This is a genomic window from Alcaligenes sp. (assembly GCF_050255915.1).
Taxonomy (GTDB): Bacteria; Pseudomonadota; Gammaproteobacteria; order Burkholderiales; family Burkholderiaceae_B; genus Alcaligenes; species Alcaligenes aquatilis.
The window spans coordinates 178,325-198,563 of the sequence record NZ_JBFWIQ010000002.1 but is presented as its reverse complement, the minus strand read 5'-3'; the positions used below and the strand labels follow the sequence as shown (position 1 = coordinate 198,563).

Genomic DNA, 20,239 nt, shown 5'->3' with positions numbered 1-20,239 from the left:
AAGGGGTTCAGCTCAGTCGAGCAATAGCTTGGGCAATGCGGCTCATGGCCTCTTCCAGCTCCTGGTCACTGGAGGCGTAAGACACCCGGAAATGGCCAGGCAGTTCAAACGCCGAACCAGGCACAACGGCCACCCCAACACTACGCAGGAAATACATGCACAAGTCCTTATCCGTACTGATCAACTGACCTGACGGGTCCCGCAAACCCAATACGCCTTGGCAACTAGGGAACACATAGAACGCTCCCATAGGCAGATCACATTCAATGCCCGGCATCGCATTGAGCGCGGCCACCACCTTGTCGCGGCGGCGACGGAACGCTTCCACAAACTCAGGCAGAAAATCCATGGGGCCATCCAGTGCGGCCACCGCCGCCGCCTGGCTGATGGAACTGGTGTGTGAGGTTGCTTGCGACTGCACCAGATTCATGGCTTTGATCAGGTGCAGCGGACCCGCTGCAAAACCCACTCGCCAACCCGTCATTGCATAGGCCTTGGAGACACCATTGATGGTCAAGGTGCGCGCTGCCATGTGGGGCGACAAAGCAGCCGGCGTTGCAAAGGGTTCGTCGCTATAACGGATTTTTTCGTACACATCATCGGCCATCACCCAGACATGGGGGTGACGCAACAGCACTTGCTCCAGTGCTTCCAGCTCCTGACGCGAATACACCGCACCACTGGGGTTGGAGGGGGAGTTGAGCATCAGCCATTTGGTACGGGGGGTGATGGCCCGTTCCAATTGGTCAGCTTGCAGCTTGAAGCCGGCCTGTGCACTGCACCGCACAATGACCGGTTGGCCACCGGCCAACAACACCATTTCAGGGTAAGACACCCAGGCGGGGGTAGGGATGATGACCTCGTCACCATCCTGTACCGTGGCCTGCAAGGCGTTGTACAAGGCTTGTTTGGCCCCGCAACCCACCTGGATCTGATCCGGGCTGAAGTGCAGGCCATTGTCGCGCTCGAATTTGCGCACCACAGCCTCACGCAAAGCCAGGGTGCCGGCTACTTCGGTATAGCGGGACTCATTGCGATCAATCGCTTCTTTGGCCGCCTGACGCACATGCTCGGGGGTCGCAAAATCCGGCTCGCCCTGGCTGAGGGTAATAACTGACTGCCCCTGTTGCCGCATTTGATTGGCCAGGCGCGTCATCTCTTTGGTGGCCGATGCCTTGGCTCCCAATACGCGCTGGGCCAGCGCGATCTCTTCCTGACATTGCACAGAGCTCATTGTGTCCATCCTACTTTTACTTTGAAAATGAAACGGGTCAGCAGCAGCGGCAAAAATATCGCCATCAACAGCACCAGGCTATACGCACTGGCCTGAGCCAAACGTCCGCTGTCGACCAATTGAAAAACCTCGATAGGCAGGGTGCTCATCCCGCCGAAATACAGAACCACCGTGGCGGATAATTCCGACAAAGTCGTAATCCACATCAGCACCGTGGCCGCAATCACCGCCGGCCAGACCAGCGGCAAAACGACCTTCGCAAAAGTTGGCATCGGGGCCACGCCCAAACTGATGGAGGCCTCCTCGATGGAATTGCGCACGTTATGCAAAGGCCCCATGGCCGCCCGCACACTGGTGGGCACCCGGCGCAAAAAGTAGGCCAGCGCCATAATGACCCAACTGCCCGTCAGCACCAGCCAGCCGCTGTTAAACACGTTGATCAGGGCAATGCCCAGTACCGTGCCGGCAATCGTCAAAGGCAGCATGACCAGCACGTCCAGACCCGCACTCAGTCCAGACGGACGTTTGACGATCAGATAGGCGGCCACGATAGAAAACACGGCACCCGCACTGGTTGCCGCTGCCCCCAGCAGCAAGGAGTTGTACAAAGGTCCGGGTGCCTGCACCAAGGCTTGCTGCATATGGCTTAAGGTAAAGCCGCCATACTTGAGAACCGGCCCGATAGAGGGCGTAAATGCGGTCACAATGACCACCAGCACCGGCAGTATCGACAAGACAACCAGGATCGACACCAGGGTGGCGCACACGGTTGCCTGCCACGCACGCAAAGGCACCCGCACAGGGACCCGCCCGGACTCCATCTGGTAGGTGCGTCGGGCCACCACCCACTTTTGGATCAACAGCAAAACCAAACCCAGAAACACCAGCAAAGACGCCATGGTGGTCTGCATTTGCGGGTTACCGCCCATCTCACTGACAAACTCGTTATACGTCTTGACCGCCAACACGGGGGTACGGGCGCCCAGAATGGCTGGAACGCCAAAATCCCCGATAACGTGCATGAAAACCAGCACCGCAGCACCGCATAAAGCCGGCACCATCAGAGGGAAGGTCACAGTGCGCAATGTGCGCCCCGGTGAGCTGCCCAGACTGAGACCCGCCTCTTCCAGGTTGCGATCCATGGACTTCAAACCTACCAGCACAGCCACATAGGCATACACGTAGTTGTTCAAGGTCATCACAAAAACCAGACCCCACCAGGAGTACAAGGAAGGCAACTCCAGGCCAAAGGGAGCCAGCAGGCTATTAAGCACGCCTTGTTTACCCAACACCACAATCCAGGCCGCGGCCACCACCACATCCGGAATGACCAAGGTCAGCAAGGGCAATACACCCAGACAGGCAGCCAATGGGAAGGAAAAGCGCGCGGCTGCCAGGGCCAAACCGGCGCCCAGCACCAGACTGAGCAGGGTTACCGCACCGCCCAACCACAAGGTGTTGAACAGGCTCTCCCGGTACGCCGGTTCCGAAAAAAACTGCACGTAACCATGCAAACCAAACTGACCGTCCTGGTTGACCAGGGAACTGGTCAGCATGGACAAGACCGGCCACAGCAAAAAGTAGCCCAGCAAGGCCACGGCCCCCAGAGCCAGCATCAGCCAGGCTGGATCGCGTCGCAAAGAACCCAGCATCATGTCCGCTCCACCAAAAGAGCCGACTCGGGAACGCGCAAGACCACCGCATCCCCTCGCTCCCAATTCTGCACGGCGCCGGTGTTCCAAACCACCGCTTTCAGAAAACCAAATTCCGTGCGCAATTGATACGCCGTACTGGGGCCTCGGTAATCCACGCTTTCAATCCGCGCGGCAATGTCACCCTCATCCAGTGGACGCAAGGCATCCACACTCAGGGTTTCAGGCCGCACAGCCAACATCGTCTGCTCAGAAAAACGTCCGGCAGACTGGATACGCACTATGCAACCCGCTGTCCGGAAGCGGCGGCAGCCATCTGCAGCCTGACCGAGTTCCTCTTGAAGCTCGATCAGATTGGCCCCACCCACAAAATCGGCCACAAAGCTGTTGTCAGGGCAGCGGTAAATCTGCTCAGGCGTGCCGACCTGACGGACACATCCCCGGTCCATCACGGCAATGTAGTCAGACACGCTTAGCGCTTCTTCCTGATCATGCGTCACAAACACGGTGGTAATGCCGGCTTCCTGCTGCAAGTCCCGCAGCATTTCGCGCAAGTCCGTGCGCAGCTTTGCATCCAGGGCAGACAAGGGCTCGTCCAGCAAGAGCAGATCAGGCTTGATCACCAAGGCGCGTGCCATGGCCACTCGCTGTCGCTGCCCCCCGGACAGCGCGGACGGCAAGGCATCCGCTTTATCCTTCAAACCTACCCGCGCCAACATGTCCAAAGCGGGACCACGGGCTTGAGTGCGAGACTGACCACGCGCCAGCAAACCGTAGCTGACGTTCTCAAGCACGCTGCGGTCCGGAAACAAGGCGTAATCCTGAAACACCATGCCCACATTGCGTTTGTGCACAGGCACCTGCGTCATCTCTTTCTGGCCGAACAGCACCTTGCCATGATCAGGGCGCACAAATCCGGCCAACATGCGTAGCAAGGTCGTCTTGCCACAACCCGACGGCCCCAACAGGGTAAACAAGGAGCCGCTGGGGATATTCAGATCCAAACCCTGAAACAAGGTCTGTGCGCCGTAGCTTTGCTGAATGCCTGATAAATGTATCTGCATAGGAGTCCTGCCTAGCGCTGCGAAACCAGATCACGCCAACGCGCCAGGAAAGCCTCACGATCGGCACCCATACGCTCATCGTCCAGTGCATGCACACGGATCTGATCCATGGCAGGCAGGCTTGTCAGCGTATTGACGGCAATGTCGCTGCGTAAAGGACGGCGAAACGCACTTTTGAATACCTCTTCCTGTGCAGGGCGGGAGGCCAGGAAGTCATACAGCTTGCGGGCAGACTCGGGATTACGCCCACCCTTAATCAAGGCCATCCCTTCCGGCGACAGGAAAGTACCCTCTTTGGGGTAGACCAGGTCAATCGTATCCAGACCACCGGCCACATATTGATAGGCGGCATACTCCATCGTTACCGCAACCGCGAACTCGCCATTGGCAACGCCTTCGTAGGCGCCCGCTGTCGTGCCGACCACCACGGCATTGCGAGCCACTTTTTCAAACACGTCCTGGCCCATCAACTCCTGCAAACCGTACAGGGCGACATAGGAGGAGCTGCTGCGTGCCGGATCAGGAATCACGATCTTGCCCTTCCAGGCAGGATCAGCCAGATCCGCCCAACTGGCAGGAGCCTGGAGTTTGCCCAACTGACGCTCATTGACCATCAACACCGTGACATGGGTATTGGTACCCAGCCAGCGTTGGTCTGGCCCCTGAAACTGGGCTCCTACCGCCGAGGCTTCAGGCGAGGAGTAGGGCGCCAGGTAATCGGCATACTGCGACAAGGTGGAAAACCCACCCGACCAGAACAAGTCACCCAAAGGTTGATCGGCCTCTGCCTTGATACGCTGCATCAAGGCACCGGAACCCGCCCGCACCACGGACACCGCTATCTCGGGATGAACCTGACGGAACTGCTCAATCACCGTGTTCACCACATCGATATTATTAGAGGAGTACAACACCACCTCATCGGCCTTGGCGGCGCCCGAAGCCAGGCAAGAAAGCATGAGCAAAGCGGATAGATAAGGAAAACGGTTTTGCATGATTATTTCCTGAAATTTAAATAAAATCGCATGGAAATCATGGTATTTATCGTAGATGACCGTTCTGTTACACCCTACCTCCACCCCCTATTAGTCGTGACCCTATCATGAGTTTTAATCATGCTTGAGACGGTTCCTCTGGTTCCACTGCGCGTATTTGTCGCCGTGGGCCGACAAGGCAATTTCACCCGTGCGGCCCAGAGCCTGGGGATCACCCAAAGCGCAGTCAGCCGACATATCGCCACCTTGGAAAAAGTCAGCAAACAGGCCCTGTTCATTCGACGAGGTCCCTATATTGAGCTGACGGCAGCCGGCCTGCAGTTGTATGACACGGTCAAAGATGCAATGGCCACCCTGGAGATGGCCATTCAGCAAATCGCCCATCAGCCGGATCAGCACGGACGGCTGCGAGTCCGCACGTCCATGCCCAGTTTTTCAATGACGGTGATGGTTCCCATGCTTGGCCAGTTCACCGCCCAGCACGCCATGCAGATTGATCTGATCACCAATCTATCGCCACCACGCCCTAATGAAGAATTCGATGTCCTGATCAGCCGGGATTTAAATCTTCCCGATAGCGAAAGCTGGGAGCTGACACGTGAAGAACTCGTCTGTGTGGCCGCACCGGCCTTGATTCAGCAACACAGCGGGCAAACGTGGGAGCACTGGCCTATGGTGACCGCGCGCTCACGCCCCGACATATTGGGTGTATGGGCTCTGGATCAGGGGATTGAGCCTTCGCGTCTGCTGATGAGCGCCACCTACGATCACCTGTTTTTCGCCATTGCCGGGGCCATTGCCGGATCAGGATTTCTGGTTGTGCCACGTTTACTGGTCATGGACCATCTACGCGATGGCGTCTTGCGGGAAGTGGGCCCTGGCCAGGTTGCCACAGGCGCAACCTACATGGCCTATGTCAACGCACAATCACCCCAACAACGTGATGCTCGCCAATTTTGCCGCTGGTTGAAAAGCAGCTTGCGGCAACGCCTTGCCCCTTAAGGACGTTCGCATCGGATCGCTGACTCGCTCACGTTCTGCGACGTCGCAGCTGACTGATCCAGCTATAGGCACTGACCAGGGTAATGCCCATCAGCACCAGTAAAGCGCCCATCACAAAACGGGGTTCTATGGCTTCGCCCAGCAAGAAAGCACCAAATAACACACCGAACAGTGGAGTCGCAAAAGAGAACACCCCCAGGCGCGAGGCCTGATAATTACGCAGCAACCAGAACCAGACCAGAAAGCTTAGAAAAGCCACCACCACGGACTGAAATACCAGACTGGCGCCCAGCAAACCCGACCAATGCACCTGGGTTTGACCGCTGACCACCGCAGCCACCATCAGAATCACAAAAGCACTGAACAGTTGATACAGCAAGGCCTCCGAAGGCGGAACAGCAGACAGGCGCGTGCTACGGATCAACACGGTGGTAAAGCCCCACAAGGCCCCGGCTGCCAAGGCCATCAAGTCCCCAATCAGCATGCGACCCAGATCAGTCCCATCCATGCTGGCCGGGCCTAAAAAGGTAATGGCGATACCCGCCACCGCCAGGCCGATGCCCACCCATTGCAGGCGGGCCAAACGTTCCGAAGGCAAAAGTATATGCAGACCCAAAGCCGCAAACACGGGCGCCGTATATAGAAACACCACCACGTGCGCTGCCGAGGTAAAACGCAGGCTTTCGCCCAGCAGCAAATACTCCAGCGCAAACAGCAAACCGGCCATCAAGCCCGGCCTCCAGGCCCCTTCTGTAAAGGCCAGCTTGTGTGTCCGCACCAGAACCAGCAAAGCGACCAGCACGCAGGCGACACCCGAGCGCAAACCAATCTGGAAAACAGGCGCCATGTCATGCGCCGTGGCCTTGAGCAAGATCTGCTGAAAGCTCCAGATCAAACAGAGCACCAGCATGGCACCACTGGCCAGCGCATCAAGGGGTTTACGTTCGTTGCTCATCGGGTCTCATCCGGAAAATACCGTGCCTGATCCCCTCTTGGAAAGAGTGTGGGAATGGCCGCAAGAGATTGATTATCCGTGAAATCTACTCGAAGCAAAACGGCACAAAACTTTCTTTACCCTCGGATAAGCCTTAATTGATATATCAAAAAGCCCTCCCTAGAATCATTTAAGCCTAAAAAATAGCAACAGGCATAGGAGACAGACATGACGCTTAGCAATACCGACCGGGTACGGATCGAACTGGAGCACCGCATTGCCAGCGGTGATTTGCCGCCGGGCAGCGCCATTGATGAATCCTTGCTGTGCACGTTTTTCCGGGTATCACGCACCCCGGTGCGCGAAGCCTTGCTGCAGTTGGCGGCCACCGGGCAAGTTCGCATCGCCCCCCGAGCTGGCATTTTTGTCACCCAGCACACCATTGAAGAACTGGAAGAAATGCTGGAAACCCTGGCCTTGCTGGAAGGCGCCTGTACCCAACTGGCGGCCTACCGCATCAGCAATGCGCAGATCCGCGAGCTGGAGCGTTTGCAAAAACGCGGTGCCAAGGCCCTGCAGGAAAAAAGCCTGGCTGACTACGCCACGTACAACGCCGAACTACACGCCCTGATTCACAGCATTGCCGGCAATACCTTCATGGTGCAGCAAATTGAACATCTGCGCCGTCTGACCAACCCTTACCGCCACCGCCATCTGGATCAGGAAAACCGCATGGAGCAGTCCTGGCATGAACATCAGGCCTTGACCCAGGCTCTGGCCCTGCGCGACGGCCCCAGCGCCATGCAGGCTGCGGCCAGCCATGTGCTGTCCGGTGCCGAATCCCTGCGCCGTGTCGCCCAAGCCCATCCCGAGAAATGGGAGTTCGACAAGCGCGAGCGTTATAGCTGGCTTCATGCCCAGCTCAACCCATTAGCCGGGTTCTATATGCGGCACTAAATAAATAACTCGCTAAAAAAACTACCACTCATACCGAGGAGACTTTCTCATGTTTGCAAGCCGTTTCACACGGCGTGCGCTGGCTGCGCTCGCCCTGACATTAACCCCTCTGGCTGCGGTACACGCGGCAGAACCTATTCGTCTGGTCGTGGGTTTTGCACCCGGCGGCGGGGTCGACACCCTGGCCCGCGTGACCGCCCAGGCGCTCAGCAAAGAGCTGGATCGCACCGTGATTGTGGAGAACAAATCCGGCGCTGGTGGCACCATTGCTGCCGACTACGTGTCCAAATCCCAGGCTGACGGCAACACGCTGCTATTTGCCGATACCTCCTTGCTGGTCGCTCCCTACATCTACCCGGCGCTGCGTTATGACTTGCAGCGCGATTTCACGTCGATTGGCATGGTGGGCCAGTCTGATCTGGCCCTGGCCGTTCCCGGTGACAGCCCCGTCAAGACCGTGGCCGAGCTCATCGAAACCATCCGCAAGGCGCCCGCTCAAACTGAAACCTTTGCCTCGGTAGGTGTGGGCTCGGTACACCATCTGGGTGGCGAGTTGTTCGCCTTGAAAACCCAGACAGAACTGGTTCATGTCCCGTATCGTGGTGGCGCTCCCGCCAGCCAAGCTCTGGCCGCCGGTGAAGTATCCATGTCCTTTGCCAGCCTGGCCTCTTCTATTGGCCTGGCCAACTCCGGCCGCATCCGTCTGCTGGCCACCTTGTCCGAACGCCGCTTTCCCGGCATGCCCGATCTGCCCAGCGTTTCGGAAACCATTCCCGGCTATAGCGTGACACCCTCGCTGTTCATGCTGGCCCCCAAAAACGTAGACCCTGCCCTGGTCGCCACCATCAGCAAGGCGCTGGAAAACAGCATGCAGCAAAAGCAGGTACAGGATGCTTTCCTGGCTCAAGGTTCAGTCGCCGGTTACCAGAATGCCCAGGCCACCGAACAATGGCTGGGTGAAGAGACCGAACGCTGGGCCAACGTGATCAAAAGCGCCCAACTCGACTTTAAACAATGAAACAAGCAGCGACTGTTATGACGACTGACAACTCTGGCGCCCAGCGCCCCGTACTTGGCTTGATCGTGCCACCGGCCGCCGGTCTGGTGCCTCCGGAAGGCCCGGAAATGTACCCGGAAATTGACTTCATCGCCCAAGGTCTGGCGCTCAGTTCGGTAGACAAAGAGGGCTATGACCAGGTCATTGACCAGGTTGTACAAGCGGCCCAGCAACTGGCTGCCCGTGGCGCCCAGGCCGTGTCACTGATGGGCACCTCGCTCAGCTTTTACAGGGGCTCGGACTTTAACGACGAACTGGTCGCCCGCCTGCGTGAAGCCACGGGCCTGCCATGCTCCACCATGAGCCACGCCATCTTGCGCGGCCTGCGTGTCAGCGGCATCGAGCAGGTCGCAGTAGCCTCATCCTACATTGACGACGTGAACCAGCGTCTGGTCCGTTTTCTGGCACAAAACCAGATTCAAGCCGTGTGCGCTTATGGTCTGGGCGTCAATGACGTCACGGCCATGTCGCAAATCAGCACGCAGGAGTTGGTCAACCTTTGCCTGAAAACCTGGGACATCGCCCAAGAGCAGGCTCCCGGTCAAGCACAAGGCTTGCTGCTGTCATGCGGGGGGTTGGTGTCGCTAGAAGCCGTGCGTCAGGTGGAAGATAAATTGGGCGTCACCGTAGTCTCCAGTTCTCCCGCCGGCTTCTGGGATCTGGTGGCAACCGCTGGCCTGGATTTGTTTCCGACCAACATGGGACGTCTGGCACAAGCGCGCCAAACCGCCTGATACCAGGTAGAGGTGGCCCCTCTCCACAACGATGGAAGGGGCACCTGAGGCTCTGACTCAACGCATGGTCGCCCGTCACCGTGACCGTCACGCTGCGGCCATCATTGCGTTTCATGAATGTCTGCCCAAAGGATCGGAAAAATCAGCTCAGTGAGCGGTGGCTCCCATCACTGCGCGACAGGCGCGTGACGTAGCGAAACTCATAAGGGGGGTAAAAGCTGACCGACACTTCCATGATCTTGCCCGCCTGATTGCGGAAAGTACGGATAATCAGCAAAGCCGGATCGACATCCTCGTACCCCAGAAAGCGTGCGACATGCGGTGGAAAACGCGAGGCGGAAATCTCCATATCAATGGTCTCCACTACGTCACCACAGCGCTCCTCCAACAGCGGATATACACCGCCAGGCTGAGTAGCTATCTGGTCAGCTACCACTTGGTACTCTTTACGCAAATAAATATCGGTCCAGGAAATGCCACGCTTGCTGCCCGGCACACTGCGGTAGGTCTCCACTTTTACCCAGTCAGTCGGATCGCCATCCAGCTCGGTTTCGGGCGGCTGCTTGTCTACACAGACCGCCTTTTTATACACGTGTAGATCGGTAAACTCCAGATAGCGCTGCAACTGGTCCGTAGTGTCCAGTGCCAGGCCAAACTGCGGCTTGGGATGCTGGCGAATCACGGTGGTACCGGCACGGCGGCGCCGCTCGATCAAACCCAGATCGGTCAGTTTGCGTATGGCTTCACGGGCCGTGTGCCGACCGACCCCGTACATCTGGCAAAGCTCCATCTCGGTGGGCAGCTTGGAACCGATGGGATAATGGCCCGAACGGATCAGCTCCAACAAGCGATCGCTCATGTTCTGATACAGGGTGGGCTTGGCGCTGGACTGGGATTCGGTGTTTGCCATACGGTTTTCAGCTTAAAGAGACTGGCGGCGCATCGCAGCCAGGGTGTCACGGGTGAACGGCTCGGAACATTCACTTTGGGAAAAATGCCCAATGCTCGGCCATTCTATATATTCCACCGGAACTTTGCCTTTCTGCAGCACACGCTCGACCTCTCTGGCGAACTCTGGCGGCACGAACCAGTCCTCGCTACCGTCCACAATCACCACCGGACAGTGAATGTCTTGCAAGCTCTGTTGCAGGCGAGAATCGCCAACGGCACAGATATCCGCAAAGGCCACCGCCGGAATGCAACACCGGGCGTCCGTCACGACTTCCTGCGCACGGACGCAGAGCTGACCAAAAGGCAAAGCCTGACGCTCGTCCGAGACCGCCACCTTGCCGGGGTGGCGCTGGGCATTAAACATGGCAACCTGGTAAATATTAGGCATGATGCGATGACTATGCGGCCCGGCCCAGATAGGCCGCCGCAATCTGCGGGTTGTTCAAAATGTCTTTGCTATCGCCCGCCAGACTCAAGCGCCCGGTTTCCAGTACAACAGCATGGTTGGACAACTTCAGTGCCAAGCGAGCGTTTTGCTCCACCAGCACAATCGTGGTGCCGTCCTGACTGATCTGGCGAATCGCACGGATTACTTCCAAAATGACTGCCGGGGCCAGTCCCAGGGAGGGTTCATCCAGCAAGAGCAGGCGAGGCTGGGACATCAGCGCACGGCCAATCGCGCACATTTGCTGCTCACCACCGGACAGGTGACGAGCCTGGCTTTTCTCGCGCTCCAGCAGGCGGGGAAAGTAGCCGTAAATACGCTCCAGGTCCACCGTCACCTCGACTTGATCGCGGCGCAGATACGCCCCCATCAAAAGGTTCTCGCGCACCGTCAGCTCCGGGAACAAGCGACGACCTTCCGGCGAGAGGGCGATACCCAAATTCACACGACGTTCGGCACTCATGTTCTGGATAGGCCGGCCTTCCAGCAGGATTTCTCCTGCGGCAACCGGCACCAAACCACTGATGGCTTTCATCAAGGTCGATTTACCGGCGCCATTGGCCCCGATCACGACGCACACACTGGCTTCTTCCACTGTAAAACTGACCTTGTCCAAAGCACGCACCGCGCCATAGGACACAACCAACTCCTTGAGCTCCAGCATGGGGGCAGGCTGGCTGGCCGTGGTCGCCACAACATCCTGGCTGGCAGCCGCTACCGAGGCCGAAAGTCTCGCTCCACTCTGGGCACTGGAGGAGCCCACAGGCGGTCTCAGCCTTGGCTCCCTGTCCAGGTCCGCGCCCAGATAAGCTTCAATCACCCGTGGATCCTGACGCATTTGTGCGGTCGGGCCTTCGGCCAGCAAACGGCCATTAACCAATACCACCAATTTTTGGCACAAACGCATCACCAGACCCATATCGTGCTCGACCACCATCACATCAATGCCGCTGGCGTGGATACGTTCAATCAGATCGGCCATAGCCACCGTTTCTACCGGGTTCAGACCCGCAGCGGGCTCATCCATTAAAAGCAGGCGGGGCATGGCCGTCAGGGCCATGCCCACACCCAACATCTTCTGCAAACCATAAGCCAGCGAATCGGCCTGCTCATCGGCGACAGACTCCAGGCCAATCAAGGCCAGGGCTTGCTCTGCCTGCCGCGCCGCTTCTTGGCGGCCACGGCGCACACTCCACGGGGTGAACAGCGACCAGGGCGAAGGAAACTGACGAAACAGTGCGACGCGATACAAGTTTTCAAATACCGTGTGACCCGCAAATACATGCGTCATCTGAAACGTATGTACCAGACCCTGGCGCGCCAAAGACTCCACCGGGTGACCCGTAATGGCGACGCCGTCCATGGTGACACCCCCCGCGCTAGGCTTGGTGGCACCGGCAATCAGATTGAACAGCGTGGTTTTACCCGCACCGTTGGGGCCAATCACGCCGGTAATCTGGCCGGGGACCGTGCTAAAGGACACCTCATCCACCGCACGGATGCCACCAAAATGTCGGCTAAGGCCATGGACACTCAATTGCACGCTCATGTCACCTCCTTGCGCGCGCCGCGCCTTTTGCGCCACACACCAGCCAGACCTTGCGGCATGAACAAGAGCAACAGAACCAAGGTCAGCCCATAGATCAGACGCTGGTACTGCAGCAAGTCGCGCAACAGCTCGGGCAGGGGGATCAAAATCGCGGCTCCCACCACGGCACCGGCCAGGGCACCCACACCACCGAGCACATTCATGATGACAACGTCCACGGCGGTCCAAAAGCCAAAGGCATCAGGCGAGATATACCCTTTGTAATGAGCGTACAGACTGCCCGTCCAGCCGGCAATCAGGGCGCTAAGGACAAACACGCTGACCCGAAAACGCAGCACATTCAAACCACCGGAGCGCACCAGTTGCTCGTTCTGATGCAAAGAGTCCGCCACCATACCCCATTCGCGGCGATACAAGGCTCGCAGCACGAAATACACCACCAAGGCAAAGCTGACCGTCACCAGATAGATGCCGTAACGCCCCTCAGGAATCGGCAAGCTGTCATGCAAGGACGGAATCTGCCCAAAGCCGTTATTGCCACCAAACAGTTCGTGGAACTCGACAAAGCACAGCACCACGGCTTCGCCCAGCGCGAAGGTCAAGAGCGCAAAATGCACACCCTTGATACGCATAAAAACAGGGCCGGTGATCACAGCTAACGCTGCCGTCAGTACTCCGGCGCCCAAAAACGCGGCTGGAAAAGACCAGCCATAATCTCGACTGAGAATGGCCGAGGCATAGGCCCCCAGCCCAAACAAAGCGCCATGCGCCAGCGAAAGCTGACCGATGCGCAAGACCAGATTCATACTCATGGCCAGGCAGGCGTACAGCGACACCATGATGGCCAGATGCAGAGCAAAACGCGGCTGTCCCGCCCATAACGGCCAACCCAGCAACACCACTACCACCACGACATGCCAGGCCCATTGCACAGCGCCATCGCGCGGATAAAAAGAAGCAGTTTTGATCGCGCTCATGACGACCTCCCCATCAAACCACGGGGTTTGACCAACAACACGGCCATCACAACCAGAAAGGACAGCATGGTGGCCACTGTCGCGTTATAGAAGGTGGACGCCACCGCCTCGGTAACACTCAGAATGAAGGCGGCAACCACCGCACCGGGCAAGCTGCCCAGCCCCCCCAGAACCACAATGATGAACGCCTTCACCACCACGGCTTCGCCCATATACGGATGCACGGTGTAGACCGGTGCCATCAAGGCGCCCGACAAACCGGCCAGGCCAGAGCTCAAGGCAAAGGTAAAAGCCATGATCTTCCAGGAGCTGACACCTTGCAGACGGGCCACTTCCCGGTCCTGCGCCACCGCCCGTATCGTCATGCCAATACGAGTGCGCTCGATCAGGAAGTAAAAGCCCGCCAGCGCCAAAATACTCATGCCTACGATCAGCAATTGATCCTCGGCGAAAAAGGCTTGCCCAATTTGCAAGGCGCCTTCCACCGGGCGAGGGACCGACTGATCATCCACCGAGAACAGCAACGAGATCCCGACCTGCAAGGTAATGGCCAAGGCCAGGGACATGATCATGCCGCCCATCTCGTCACCCACAAATCGCCGGAACAGGCCACGCTCGGCCAGCAAACCCAGGAGCCCCACCAATACGGCCGCTGCCGCGATAGAGGACAGGTAGGACCAACCAAACTGACCATAAAACACATACATGGCGTAGGCGCCCAGCATGTAGAACTCGCCGTGGGCGAAGTTCACTACCCGCAATATGCCAAACACCAGAGTGAAACCCAGGGCAACCAGGGCATACACAAACGTGGACATCAGGGCGATGATGGCGATTTGGATTGCGATCTGCATAATTGCTAACCATAGTAAAGTGCACTCCACCCCGGTGGCGCAGTGCGTACTGAAGCAAAACCGGGCACTAGTGGACGTCGAACTTGCTGATGACCTTGGCCTTGCCACCTTCGATCACACCCAGGTAGGCCGGGGTCGCAATCTGGTGGTTCACGCCATAAACATCCTTTCCACCCCAAACAATCTCGCCTTGAATGCCATCAAAGCTGCTATGCGCTTGAATGCGGGCACGTACGGCATCGGTATCGTCCACCGTGCCGGCCTCGTTAATGGCCTTGAACAGCAGGCGGGTGGCATCGTAAAAGTAGAAAACGAAGTCATCCATACTGTTGCTGTGGATCTTGGCGTACGCCTGGCTCAACTTCTGATAGGGCTCGCTGGACGGATCGGCAGACAAATACACCAAAGTCCCTTCCGCATTGTTCGCACCGGCAGACTTCACGGTTTCGGCCACGTTATTGCCACCAAACTTGGTGAACTGGCCCTTGAACCCCATTTCACGTGCCTGACGGATCACAATACCGGCCGGGCCTGGTGGCACTGTATCGAGCTCGATAAAGTCCACATTCTTGGCCACCATGCTGGTGAGCAAGGCACGAAAGTCGTTTTGCGAACGCTCGAAGAACTTGGCCTCGGCCACGTCATAACCGGCGTCCTTATAGGCAGCGGTCTGGATCTTTTGTGTGCTCCAGCCGGTCGCATCGTTGGGCGACAAGATCGCCAGACGCTTGAGTTCCGGGCGTTCCTGTTTCAACCAGCCAATCAACTGGCGGTTGTATTCATACTGGGTGGGCAAAACGCGAAACATGTACTGTGTATTGGCATCCAGCACTTCGGTCGAGTAGCTGTTGGACAGCATGATGATCTTGTTGCGTTCGGTAAGAGGCTTCATGGCCATGACCGAGGCCGAGCCAATCGGCCCGATGATGTATTTCACCTCGTCCTGATCAATCAGGCGGTGGGTCGCCGTGACCGCATCGGCTGCTTTGTAATGGTCATCGTAGGTCAGCACTTGGACCTTGTATTTCTTGTCGCCCACGTCCAGACCACCGGCCTGATTGATTTCATCCACGGCGATTTTCACGCCACCATCAATGGCTAGACCCCAGGACGCCCCTGGACCTGTCATACCGCCCACTACACCCAGCTTGAGCGTTTCAGCCTGGGCGCCCAGCGCGGCCACCATCCCTGCTGCTGCCAGTACACCCCAAATCCTGTTTTTCATGGGTTTATCTCTATTAATTGACCGGACATAATTATTATTTAACTCGAATAACATGAGAGTGCGGCCATTCTTGTCTATGTGAACATGGTTAGATAATGATCTAAAAACCAGTATTCATGGGAGTTTACGCCTAAATTCTAGGGAAAATACCGACAAAATATGTCTTTTTAATTGTGCGGACTTTATGTTATACATTCATATAAAAAAGTAATGGCTTACCTAACTACCCAAGCAATCTTCCGCATCCACACCGCCTGCCAGCGGACAAAAAAAAACCCCCACAGAGGCGTTTTTTGCCGGGGGCACCAAGCCTTGGGACGGCTACGGCGGACAAAAAAAACCGCTTTCCATCACAGAAAGCGGCCGTCAGTCCTACTACTGCTGCCTGTCATTTATAGAGACACGGACTGCATGTACTGGTCAAACCTTGCCTCAGCAAAGCGAAACCAAAGCAATTCATCTTTTTGAAAAGCACGATAATCGGCATAGATGGTGCGCCATTGCGGATTGCTTTCGTTCAACTCCGCATACAGTTCCTGACTAGCTTTAAATGAAACATCCAACACTTCTTTAGAAAACGGCAGCACTTTGGCTCCCATACCAACCAGCTCCTTCAAGGCTCCCGGATTACGGGCATCGTATTTCGCCTGCATATCCAGATGCGCATACGTGCTGGCTGCCGAGACAATATCTTTGTAATGCTGCGACAAACCGTCATACGCTTTCTTGTTGACCAGTAGATCCAGCCCTACTGAACCTTCCCACCAGCCTGGATAGTAGTAATAGGGCGCCACCTTGTGAAAGCCCAGACGCAGATCGTCATAAGGTCCCACCCACTCAGCGGCATCAATGACGCCTTTTTCCAGAGCCTGGTATACCTCACCACCAGCGATATTTTGTGGAATGCCACCCAGCTTCTCGATAACTTTGCCCGGCAAACCCCCAATGCGAATCTTCAGGCCCCGGATATCCTCCGGGGTATTGATCTGCTTGCGAAACCAGCCCCCCATCTGCACACCGCTGTTGCCACAGGGGAAGTTGACGATGTTGTAGTTGGCATAAAAGTCGCGCGTCAGCTTCAAGCCATTGCCGTGGTACATCCAGGCCGTCAGTTGGCGAGAGTTCATGCCAAAGGGAATGGCACAGCTCAAGGCAAACGCTTCATTCTTGCCAAAGAAATAGTAGGGCGCCGTGTGGGCCGCTTCCACCGAGTTTTGTTCCAGCGCATCGACCACACCCATGGCCGGCATCAACTCCCCGCCCGCATGCACGGAGATATTGAACTTGCCATCGCTTAGCTCACGCACTTTCTGCGCAAAGACTTCCCCGCCGCCATAGATCGTATCCAGGTGCTTGGGAAAGCTTGATGCCAGTCGCCAGCGCAAATTCTCTTGCGCCTTGACCACCGCAGGGGCCATGCCACTGGCCACAATTCCGGCCAGGCCGGTCAGTTTCAGCATTGCTCGTCGTTCCACGCTTGTGTCTCCTCGTTTTATTTATGCAAAGCCAGCAGCTTGCCCCCAACGGATCAAGCTGCCTGCGGGACGGGTCAATCAAACATATCGGGTTGGGTGCGCAACAGGTTTTCCCAGATAGGCTGAAAATGCAGCCAACCAATGTATTCGCTCCCTACGTGCTCGCGACTGTAGCGAGCGCGTTCGGGGGTCACCAATGTGGGTGTGATGCCCGTTGCGGCAATCATCAATTGCTGCTGGCAGCAACGCTCCAACGCAATAAACCAGAACGCGGCCGCTTCAATGCTGTGACGGCTGGCGGTCAGCAAGCCATGGTTCTGGTGAATGGCTGCTTTGACGCCCTCAAAAGCATTAGCCACTTTGTGGCCGGCTTTGGTTTCCACGGCAACCTGACCCGCTTCTTCACGAATGACGACATGGTCTTCAAAAAAGGCGGCGGCATCCTGCGTAATGGGCAGGATTTCCTGGCCCAGCGAGGCAAAAGCGGTGCCGTAGACGGTATGCGCATGACACATCGCCACAATGTCAGGATGAGCCTCATGCACAGCGGCATGGAGCACAAAACCAGCACGGTTCAGGGCGTAGTCTCCTTCCACAACCTTGCCTTCATGGTCAGCCAGGATCAGGTTCGAAACCTTCACGTCAGCAAAGTGCACGGCCATCGGATTGGTCCAGTACAAGCTGGGGTGCTCGGGGTCACGGATGGTCAGATGGCCTGCAAAACCATAGTCCAGACCATGCAGGGCGAAGGCACGGCAGGCAGCCACCAGGCGCTGCTTCAAATGCGTGCGTGCCTCTTCAAAAGAATCAAACTGGGGTTCTTCCGGGTAGATCAGGCCCTGCTGCTCGGGCTGATAAATCGACTTTCGGCCCGTCATGGCCAAAATTTCATTGATATCGGGTTTAGCGTTCATGGAAAGGTCTCCTTCGGGTTCGGCAAGGTGTTGCGTTGCCCGCACGCCAGCCCATCGAGCGCAACGTACGGGTGAAACGTAAAACCATGGTAGAGGTCGAAAACCATGAATGACAAACGAAGCTTTTTCAGCTATTGATTAAAAATATTCACCTTTTTAAGGCACCTTCATGCGAGCCATCCCTAATTTCGCCTGGCTACGAGCCTTTGAATCCGCTGCCCGGCTAGAAAATTTCAGCCTGGCCGCCGATGAGCTGCACCTGACTCCTTCCGCGATCAGCCATCAGGTCAAGAGCCTGGAAACTCATCTGGGGCGCAGCCTGTTCGTGCGACATAATCGGCGTGTCAGCCTGAACAGCCAGGGCCAGGAGTTCTATCGGGAATTGACCCCCTTGCTGGACAAACTGGCCCGGCTTTGCGAGGACACACAGGACGAGAACGGGGACACGCCCGCCTTGACCGTGCATTGCGCCCCTAGCCTGGCGGTGAAATGGCTGGGGCCACGTCTGCATGCCTTCATGCGGGAGCATCCTGGTTTGGCCATCCATCTGCGCACGGACGCCACACCGCCCGATCTGCACCAGTCCACCGACATTGACTGCGTGATCAGCTACGGACACGCCCCCAGCCACGATCCCCGGTTGGTGGTGGAGTCACTGCATCCTGAACCCTTGTTGCCTTTATGCTCGCCCAAACTCTATGCCGATCTGGCGTTGCACCAGCCCTGGTACCTGCATTTGCCCTTGATCGATTCCACCGTCAGCCCGGTTAGCTGGGCCGACTGGTTTGGCAGCAATGGCCTGGCCGCCTCACCCGGCCCACGCCTGTCCTTTGATCGCGGTGCCATGGCAGTCGCTGCCGCGGTGGACCGGTTGGGCGTCTGCCTGGAAACGCCGCGTTTTGCCGAACGCGAACTGGATAATCGGGAACTGATTATCTTGCCCGCCCCCAATGGTCGCAGCCTGCAACGCGAGATGCATTTTCTCTACTACCGCAATCACCGTGACACGCTCAAACGCGTGGAACACTTGCGTGAATGGCTGCTGCGCGAGGCCAGCCTGACCCCGATGCGCTAAGCAATATTGCTGCCCTAGGGATTTCCCCCGACCTGCCAATTTTTCCTTGACACCTCGAATATCGCCCCACAATACTGAACTCTGTATACAGAACACAGAATTCATCAAAAGGAGGCAGTATGAAGGTGTTTTATGACAAGGACGGCGATCTGGCCCTGGTGCAGCAACGCCGGGTTGCCATCATCGGCTACGGCTCCCAAGGTCATGCACATGCATTGAATCTGCGCGATTCTGGCGTGAAAGTGGTCGTGGGCTTGCGCCCCAACAGTGCATCACGTCAAAAGGCCACCACTGCCGGTCTGGCTGTGGCCGATATCCCGTCTGCCGTTCAACAAGCCGACATCGTGATGATGTTGCTGCCTGACGAGGATATTGCCCGCGTCTATGAGCAGGACGTCGCCCCTCATATTCGCACCGGTGCTGCGCTGGGCTTTGCCCACGGTTTCAACATCCATTACGGCCAGATCCAACCCCGCGACGACCTGGACATCATCATGGTCGCCCCCAAGGCACCCGGCCACACGGTGCGCTCCACCTATGTGCAAGGCGGCGGGGTTCCCCACCTGATCGCCATTCATGCCGACCGTTCCGGCCAGGCTCGTGATTTGGCCTTGTCCTACGCCATCGCCAATGGCGGCGGGCGCTCCGGCGTCATCGAAACCGATTTTCGTGAAGAAACCGAAACGGATTTGTTTGGCGAGCAGGCCGTGCTCTGTGGCGGCATGGTGGATCTGGTCAAGTGTGGCTTTGAAACCTTGGTCGAGGCGGGCTATGCCGAAGAAATGGCCTATTTCGAATGCCTGCATGAACTCAAGCTGATTGTGGATCTGCTGTACGAGGGTGGCATCGCCAACCTGAACTACAGCATCTCCAACAATGCCGAGTTTGGCGAATACCAGGCCGGTCCGCGCATCGTGACCGAAGACACACGCCAGGCCATGAAAGCCTTGCTGCGCGACATCCAGGACGGCACCTATGCCAAGAATTTCATCCTGGAAAGCCGTGCCGGCCAACCCTCTTTGAATGCCCATCGACGTCTGAACCAGCGCCACCGTCTTGAAATCGTCGGCGAGCAACTGCGCGCCATGATGCCCTGGATCAGCGCCCAGGCGCTGGTCGACCGAAACGTAGCCTGACCCTTTCCA

19 protein-coding genes are annotated in these 20,239 nt (G+C 57.3%); 6 read left to right on the top strand and 13 right to left on the bottom strand.

Annotation, left to right across the window (positions count from 1 at the left end; genetic code table 11):
• Positions 1–7 precede the first annotated feature (7 nt).
• The 4 genes from AB7E06_RS03145 to AB7E06_RS03130 are packed head-to-tail and all read right to left on the bottom strand — an operon-like array spanning position 8 to position 4,945.
• Positions 8–1,234 carry a pyridoxal phosphate-dependent aminotransferase gene (locus AB7E06_RS03145; RefSeq protein ID WP_108727019.1) on the bottom strand — a complete coding sequence of 409 codons (1,227 nt, stop codon included), beginning with the start codon at positions 1,232–1,234 and terminating at the stop codon, positions 8–10.
• Positions 1,231–2,889, bottom strand: coding sequence for an ABC transporter permease (locus AB7E06_RS03140; RefSeq protein ID WP_427955048.1), 1,659 nt, complete (start codon positions 2,887–2,889; stop codon positions 1,231–1,233). Before AB7E06_RS03140 ends, AB7E06_RS03145 begins: the two co-directional genes overlap by 4 nt.
• Positions 2,886–3,950: an ABC transporter ATP-binding protein gene (locus tag AB7E06_RS03135; RefSeq protein ID WP_321265600.1), complete on the bottom strand. Its 1,065-nt coding sequence runs from the start codon at positions 3,948–3,950 to the stop codon at positions 2,886–2,888. The genes AB7E06_RS03140 and AB7E06_RS03135 overlap by 4 nt, the downstream gene beginning before the upstream one ends.
• 11 nt (positions 3,951–3,961) lie before the next feature.
• On the bottom strand, positions 3,962–4,945 hold the full coding sequence (locus AB7E06_RS03130; protein WP_108727016.1) for an ABC transporter substrate-binding protein: 984 nt from the start codon (positions 4,943–4,945) through the stop codon (positions 3,962–3,964).
• A 120-nt stretch (positions 4,946–5,065) separates the two neighbouring features.
• Here AB7E06_RS03130 and AB7E06_RS03125 point away from each other — a divergent pair, with 120 nt between their 5' ends.
• Positions 5,066–5,947 carry a LysR family transcriptional regulator gene (locus AB7E06_RS03125; RefSeq protein WP_108727015.1) on the top strand — a complete coding sequence of 294 codons (882 nt, stop codon included), beginning with the start codon at positions 5,066–5,068 and terminating at the stop codon, positions 5,945–5,947.
• 28 nt (positions 5,948–5,975) lie between these two features.
• Here AB7E06_RS03125 and AB7E06_RS03120 read toward each other — a convergent pair whose 3' ends face one another.
• Positions 5,976–6,902, bottom strand: coding sequence for a DMT family transporter (locus AB7E06_RS03120; RefSeq protein WP_264672258.1), 927 nt, complete (start codon positions 6,900–6,902; stop codon positions 5,976–5,978).
• A 207-nt stretch (positions 6,903–7,109) separates the two neighbouring features.
• Here AB7E06_RS03120 and AB7E06_RS03115 point away from each other — a divergent pair, with 207 nt between their 5' ends.
• The 3 genes from AB7E06_RS03115 to AB7E06_RS03105 are packed head-to-tail and all read left to right on the top strand — an operon-like array spanning position 7,110 to position 9,629.
• Positions 7,110–7,838, top strand: a complete 729-nt coding sequence (locus AB7E06_RS03115; RefSeq protein WP_108727013.1) for a GntR family transcriptional regulator — start codon at positions 7,110–7,112, stop codon at positions 7,836–7,838.
• 49 nt (positions 7,839–7,887) lie between these two features.
• Positions 7,888–8,856 (top strand): tripartite tricarboxylate transporter substrate binding protein, encoded by a 969-nt coding sequence (locus AB7E06_RS03110; RefSeq protein WP_321265604.1) that lies wholly within the window; start codon positions 7,888–7,890, stop codon positions 8,854–8,856.
• A 17-nt stretch (positions 8,857–8,873) separates the two neighbouring features.
• Positions 8,874–9,629, top strand: coding sequence for an arylmalonate decarboxylase (locus tag AB7E06_RS03105; RefSeq protein ID WP_321265606.1), 756 nt, complete (start codon positions 8,874–8,876; stop codon positions 9,627–9,629).
• A 142-nt stretch (positions 9,630–9,771) separates the two neighbouring features.
• On the opposite strand, the gene AB7E06_RS03100 is transcribed toward AB7E06_RS03105, so the two are convergent.
• From AB7E06_RS03100 to AB7E06_RS03065, 8 genes are all read right to left on the bottom strand, one after another.
• Positions 9,772–10,539, bottom strand: a complete 768-nt coding sequence (locus AB7E06_RS03100) for a GntR family transcriptional regulator (protein WP_108727010.1) — start codon at positions 10,537–10,539, stop codon at positions 9,772–9,774.
• Positions 10,540–10,551: 12 nt separating this feature from the next.
• Positions 10,552–10,968: an alpha/beta fold hydrolase gene (locus AB7E06_RS03095; RefSeq protein WP_427955043.1), complete on the bottom strand. Its 417-nt coding sequence runs from the start codon at positions 10,966–10,968 to the stop codon at positions 10,552–10,554.
• Positions 10,969–10,978: 10 nt separating this feature from the next.
• Positions 10,979–12,574: an ATP-binding cassette domain-containing protein gene (locus AB7E06_RS03090; protein WP_249460684.1), complete on the bottom strand. Its 1,596-nt coding sequence runs from the start codon at positions 12,572–12,574 to the stop codon at positions 10,979–10,981.
• Positions 12,571–13,551 (bottom strand): branched-chain amino acid ABC transporter permease, encoded by a 981-nt coding sequence (locus AB7E06_RS03085; protein ID WP_108727007.1) that lies wholly within the window; start codon positions 13,549–13,551, stop codon positions 12,571–12,573. Before AB7E06_RS03085 ends, AB7E06_RS03090 begins: the two co-directional genes overlap by 4 nt.
• A complete protein-coding gene (locus AB7E06_RS03080) occupies positions 13,548–14,405 on the bottom strand; it encodes a branched-chain amino acid ABC transporter permease (protein ID WP_108727006.1) in 858 nt (285 codons plus the stop codon). The genes AB7E06_RS03085 and AB7E06_RS03080 overlap by 4 nt, the downstream gene beginning before the upstream one ends.
• Positions 14,406–14,472: 67 nt before the next feature.
• Positions 14,473–15,630, bottom strand: coding sequence for an ABC transporter substrate-binding protein (locus tag AB7E06_RS03075; RefSeq protein WP_427955040.1), 1,158 nt, complete (start codon positions 15,628–15,630; stop codon positions 14,473–14,475).
• A gap of 392 nt (positions 15,631–16,022) precedes the next feature.
• Entirely contained in the window at positions 16,023–17,105 is a 1,083-nt protein-coding gene (locus AB7E06_RS03070) for a TRAP transporter substrate-binding protein (protein WP_166727044.1), read from the bottom strand.
• 74 nt (positions 17,106–17,179) lie between these two features.
• A complete protein-coding gene (locus tag AB7E06_RS03065; protein ID WP_108727003.1) occupies positions 17,180–18,019 on the bottom strand; it encodes a class II aldolase/adducin family protein in 840 nt (279 codons plus the stop codon).
• 169 nt (positions 18,020–18,188) lie between these two features.
• On the opposite strand from AB7E06_RS03065, the gene AB7E06_RS03060 reads away from it, so the two are divergent.
• Both AB7E06_RS03060 and ilvC read left to right on the top strand, forming a co-directional pair.
• The gene (locus AB7E06_RS03060) at positions 18,189–19,094 is read left to right on the top strand and encodes a LysR substrate-binding domain-containing protein (protein ID WP_108727002.1); all 906 of its coding nucleotides are present in this window, start codon (positions 18,189–18,191) and stop codon (positions 19,092–19,094) included.
• A gap of 119 nt (positions 19,095–19,213) precedes the next feature.
• Positions 19,214–20,230: a ketol-acid reductoisomerase gene (ilvC, locus tag AB7E06_RS03055; protein ID WP_108727001.1), complete on the top strand. Its 1,017-nt coding sequence runs from the start codon at positions 19,214–19,216 to the stop codon at positions 20,228–20,230.
• Positions 20,231–20,239: the final 9 nt, after the last annotated feature.

Coding starts and splice junctions, on each gene's coding strand:
- AB7E06_RS03110 (WP_321265604.1), top strand. CDS start 7,888: ATGTTTGCAAGCCGTTTCACACGGCGTGCGCTGGCTGCGCTCGCCCTG.
- AB7E06_RS03095 (WP_427955043.1), bottom strand. CDS start 10,968: ATGCCTAATATTTACCAGGTTGCCATGTTTAATGCCCAGCGCCACCCC.
- AB7E06_RS03065 (WP_108727003.1), bottom strand. CDS start 18,019: ATGAACGCTAAACCCGATATCAATGAAATTTTGGCCATGACGGGCCGA.
- AB7E06_RS03120 (WP_264672258.1), bottom strand. CDS start 6,902: ATGAGCAACGAACGTAAACCCCTTGATGCGCTGGCCAGTGGTGCCATG.
- AB7E06_RS03100 (WP_108727010.1), bottom strand. CDS start 10,539: ATGGCAAACACCGAATCCCAGTCCAGCGCCAAGCCCACCCTGTATCAG.
- AB7E06_RS03130 (WP_108727016.1), bottom strand. CDS start 4,945: ATGCAAAACCGTTTTCCTTATCTATCCGCTTTGCTCATGCTTTCTTGC.
- AB7E06_RS03115 (WP_108727013.1), top strand. CDS start 7,110: ATGACGCTTAGCAATACCGACCGGGTACGGATCGAACTGGAGCACCGC.
- AB7E06_RS03085 (WP_108727007.1), bottom strand. CDS start 13,551: ATGAGCGCGATCAAAACTGCTTCTTTTTATCCGCGCGATGGCGCTGTG.
- AB7E06_RS03125 (WP_108727015.1), top strand. CDS start 5,066: ATGCTTGAGACGGTTCCTCTGGTTCCACTGCGCGTATTTGTCGCCGTG.
- AB7E06_RS03140 (WP_427955048.1), bottom strand. CDS start 2,889: ATGATGCTGGGTTCTTTGCGACGCGATCCAGCCTGGCTGATGCTGGCT.
- AB7E06_RS03105 (WP_321265606.1), top strand. CDS start 8,874: ATGACGACTGACAACTCTGGCGCCCAGCGCCCCGTACTTGGCTTGATC.
- AB7E06_RS03075 (WP_427955040.1), bottom strand. CDS start 15,630: ATGAAAAACAGGATTTGGGGTGTACTGGCAGCAGCAGGGATGGTGGCC.
- AB7E06_RS03090 (WP_249460684.1), bottom strand. CDS start 12,574: ATGAGCGTGCAATTGAGTGTCCATGGCCTTAGCCGACATTTTGGTGGC.
- AB7E06_RS03080 (WP_108727006.1), bottom strand. CDS start 14,405: ATGCAGATCGCAATCCAAATCGCCATCATCGCCCTGATGTCCACGTTT.
- AB7E06_RS03060 (WP_108727002.1), top strand. CDS start 18,189: ATGCGAGCCATCCCTAATTTCGCCTGGCTACGAGCCTTTGAATCCGCT.
- ilvC (WP_108727001.1), top strand. CDS start 19,214: ATGAAGGTGTTTTATGACAAGGACGGCGATCTGGCCCTGGTGCAGCAA.
- AB7E06_RS03135 (WP_321265600.1), bottom strand. CDS start 3,950: ATGCAGATACATTTATCAGGCATTCAGCAAAGCTACGGCGCACAGACC.
- AB7E06_RS03145 (WP_108727019.1), bottom strand. CDS start 1,234: ATGAGCTCTGTGCAATGTCAGGAAGAGATCGCGCTGGCCCAGCGCGTA.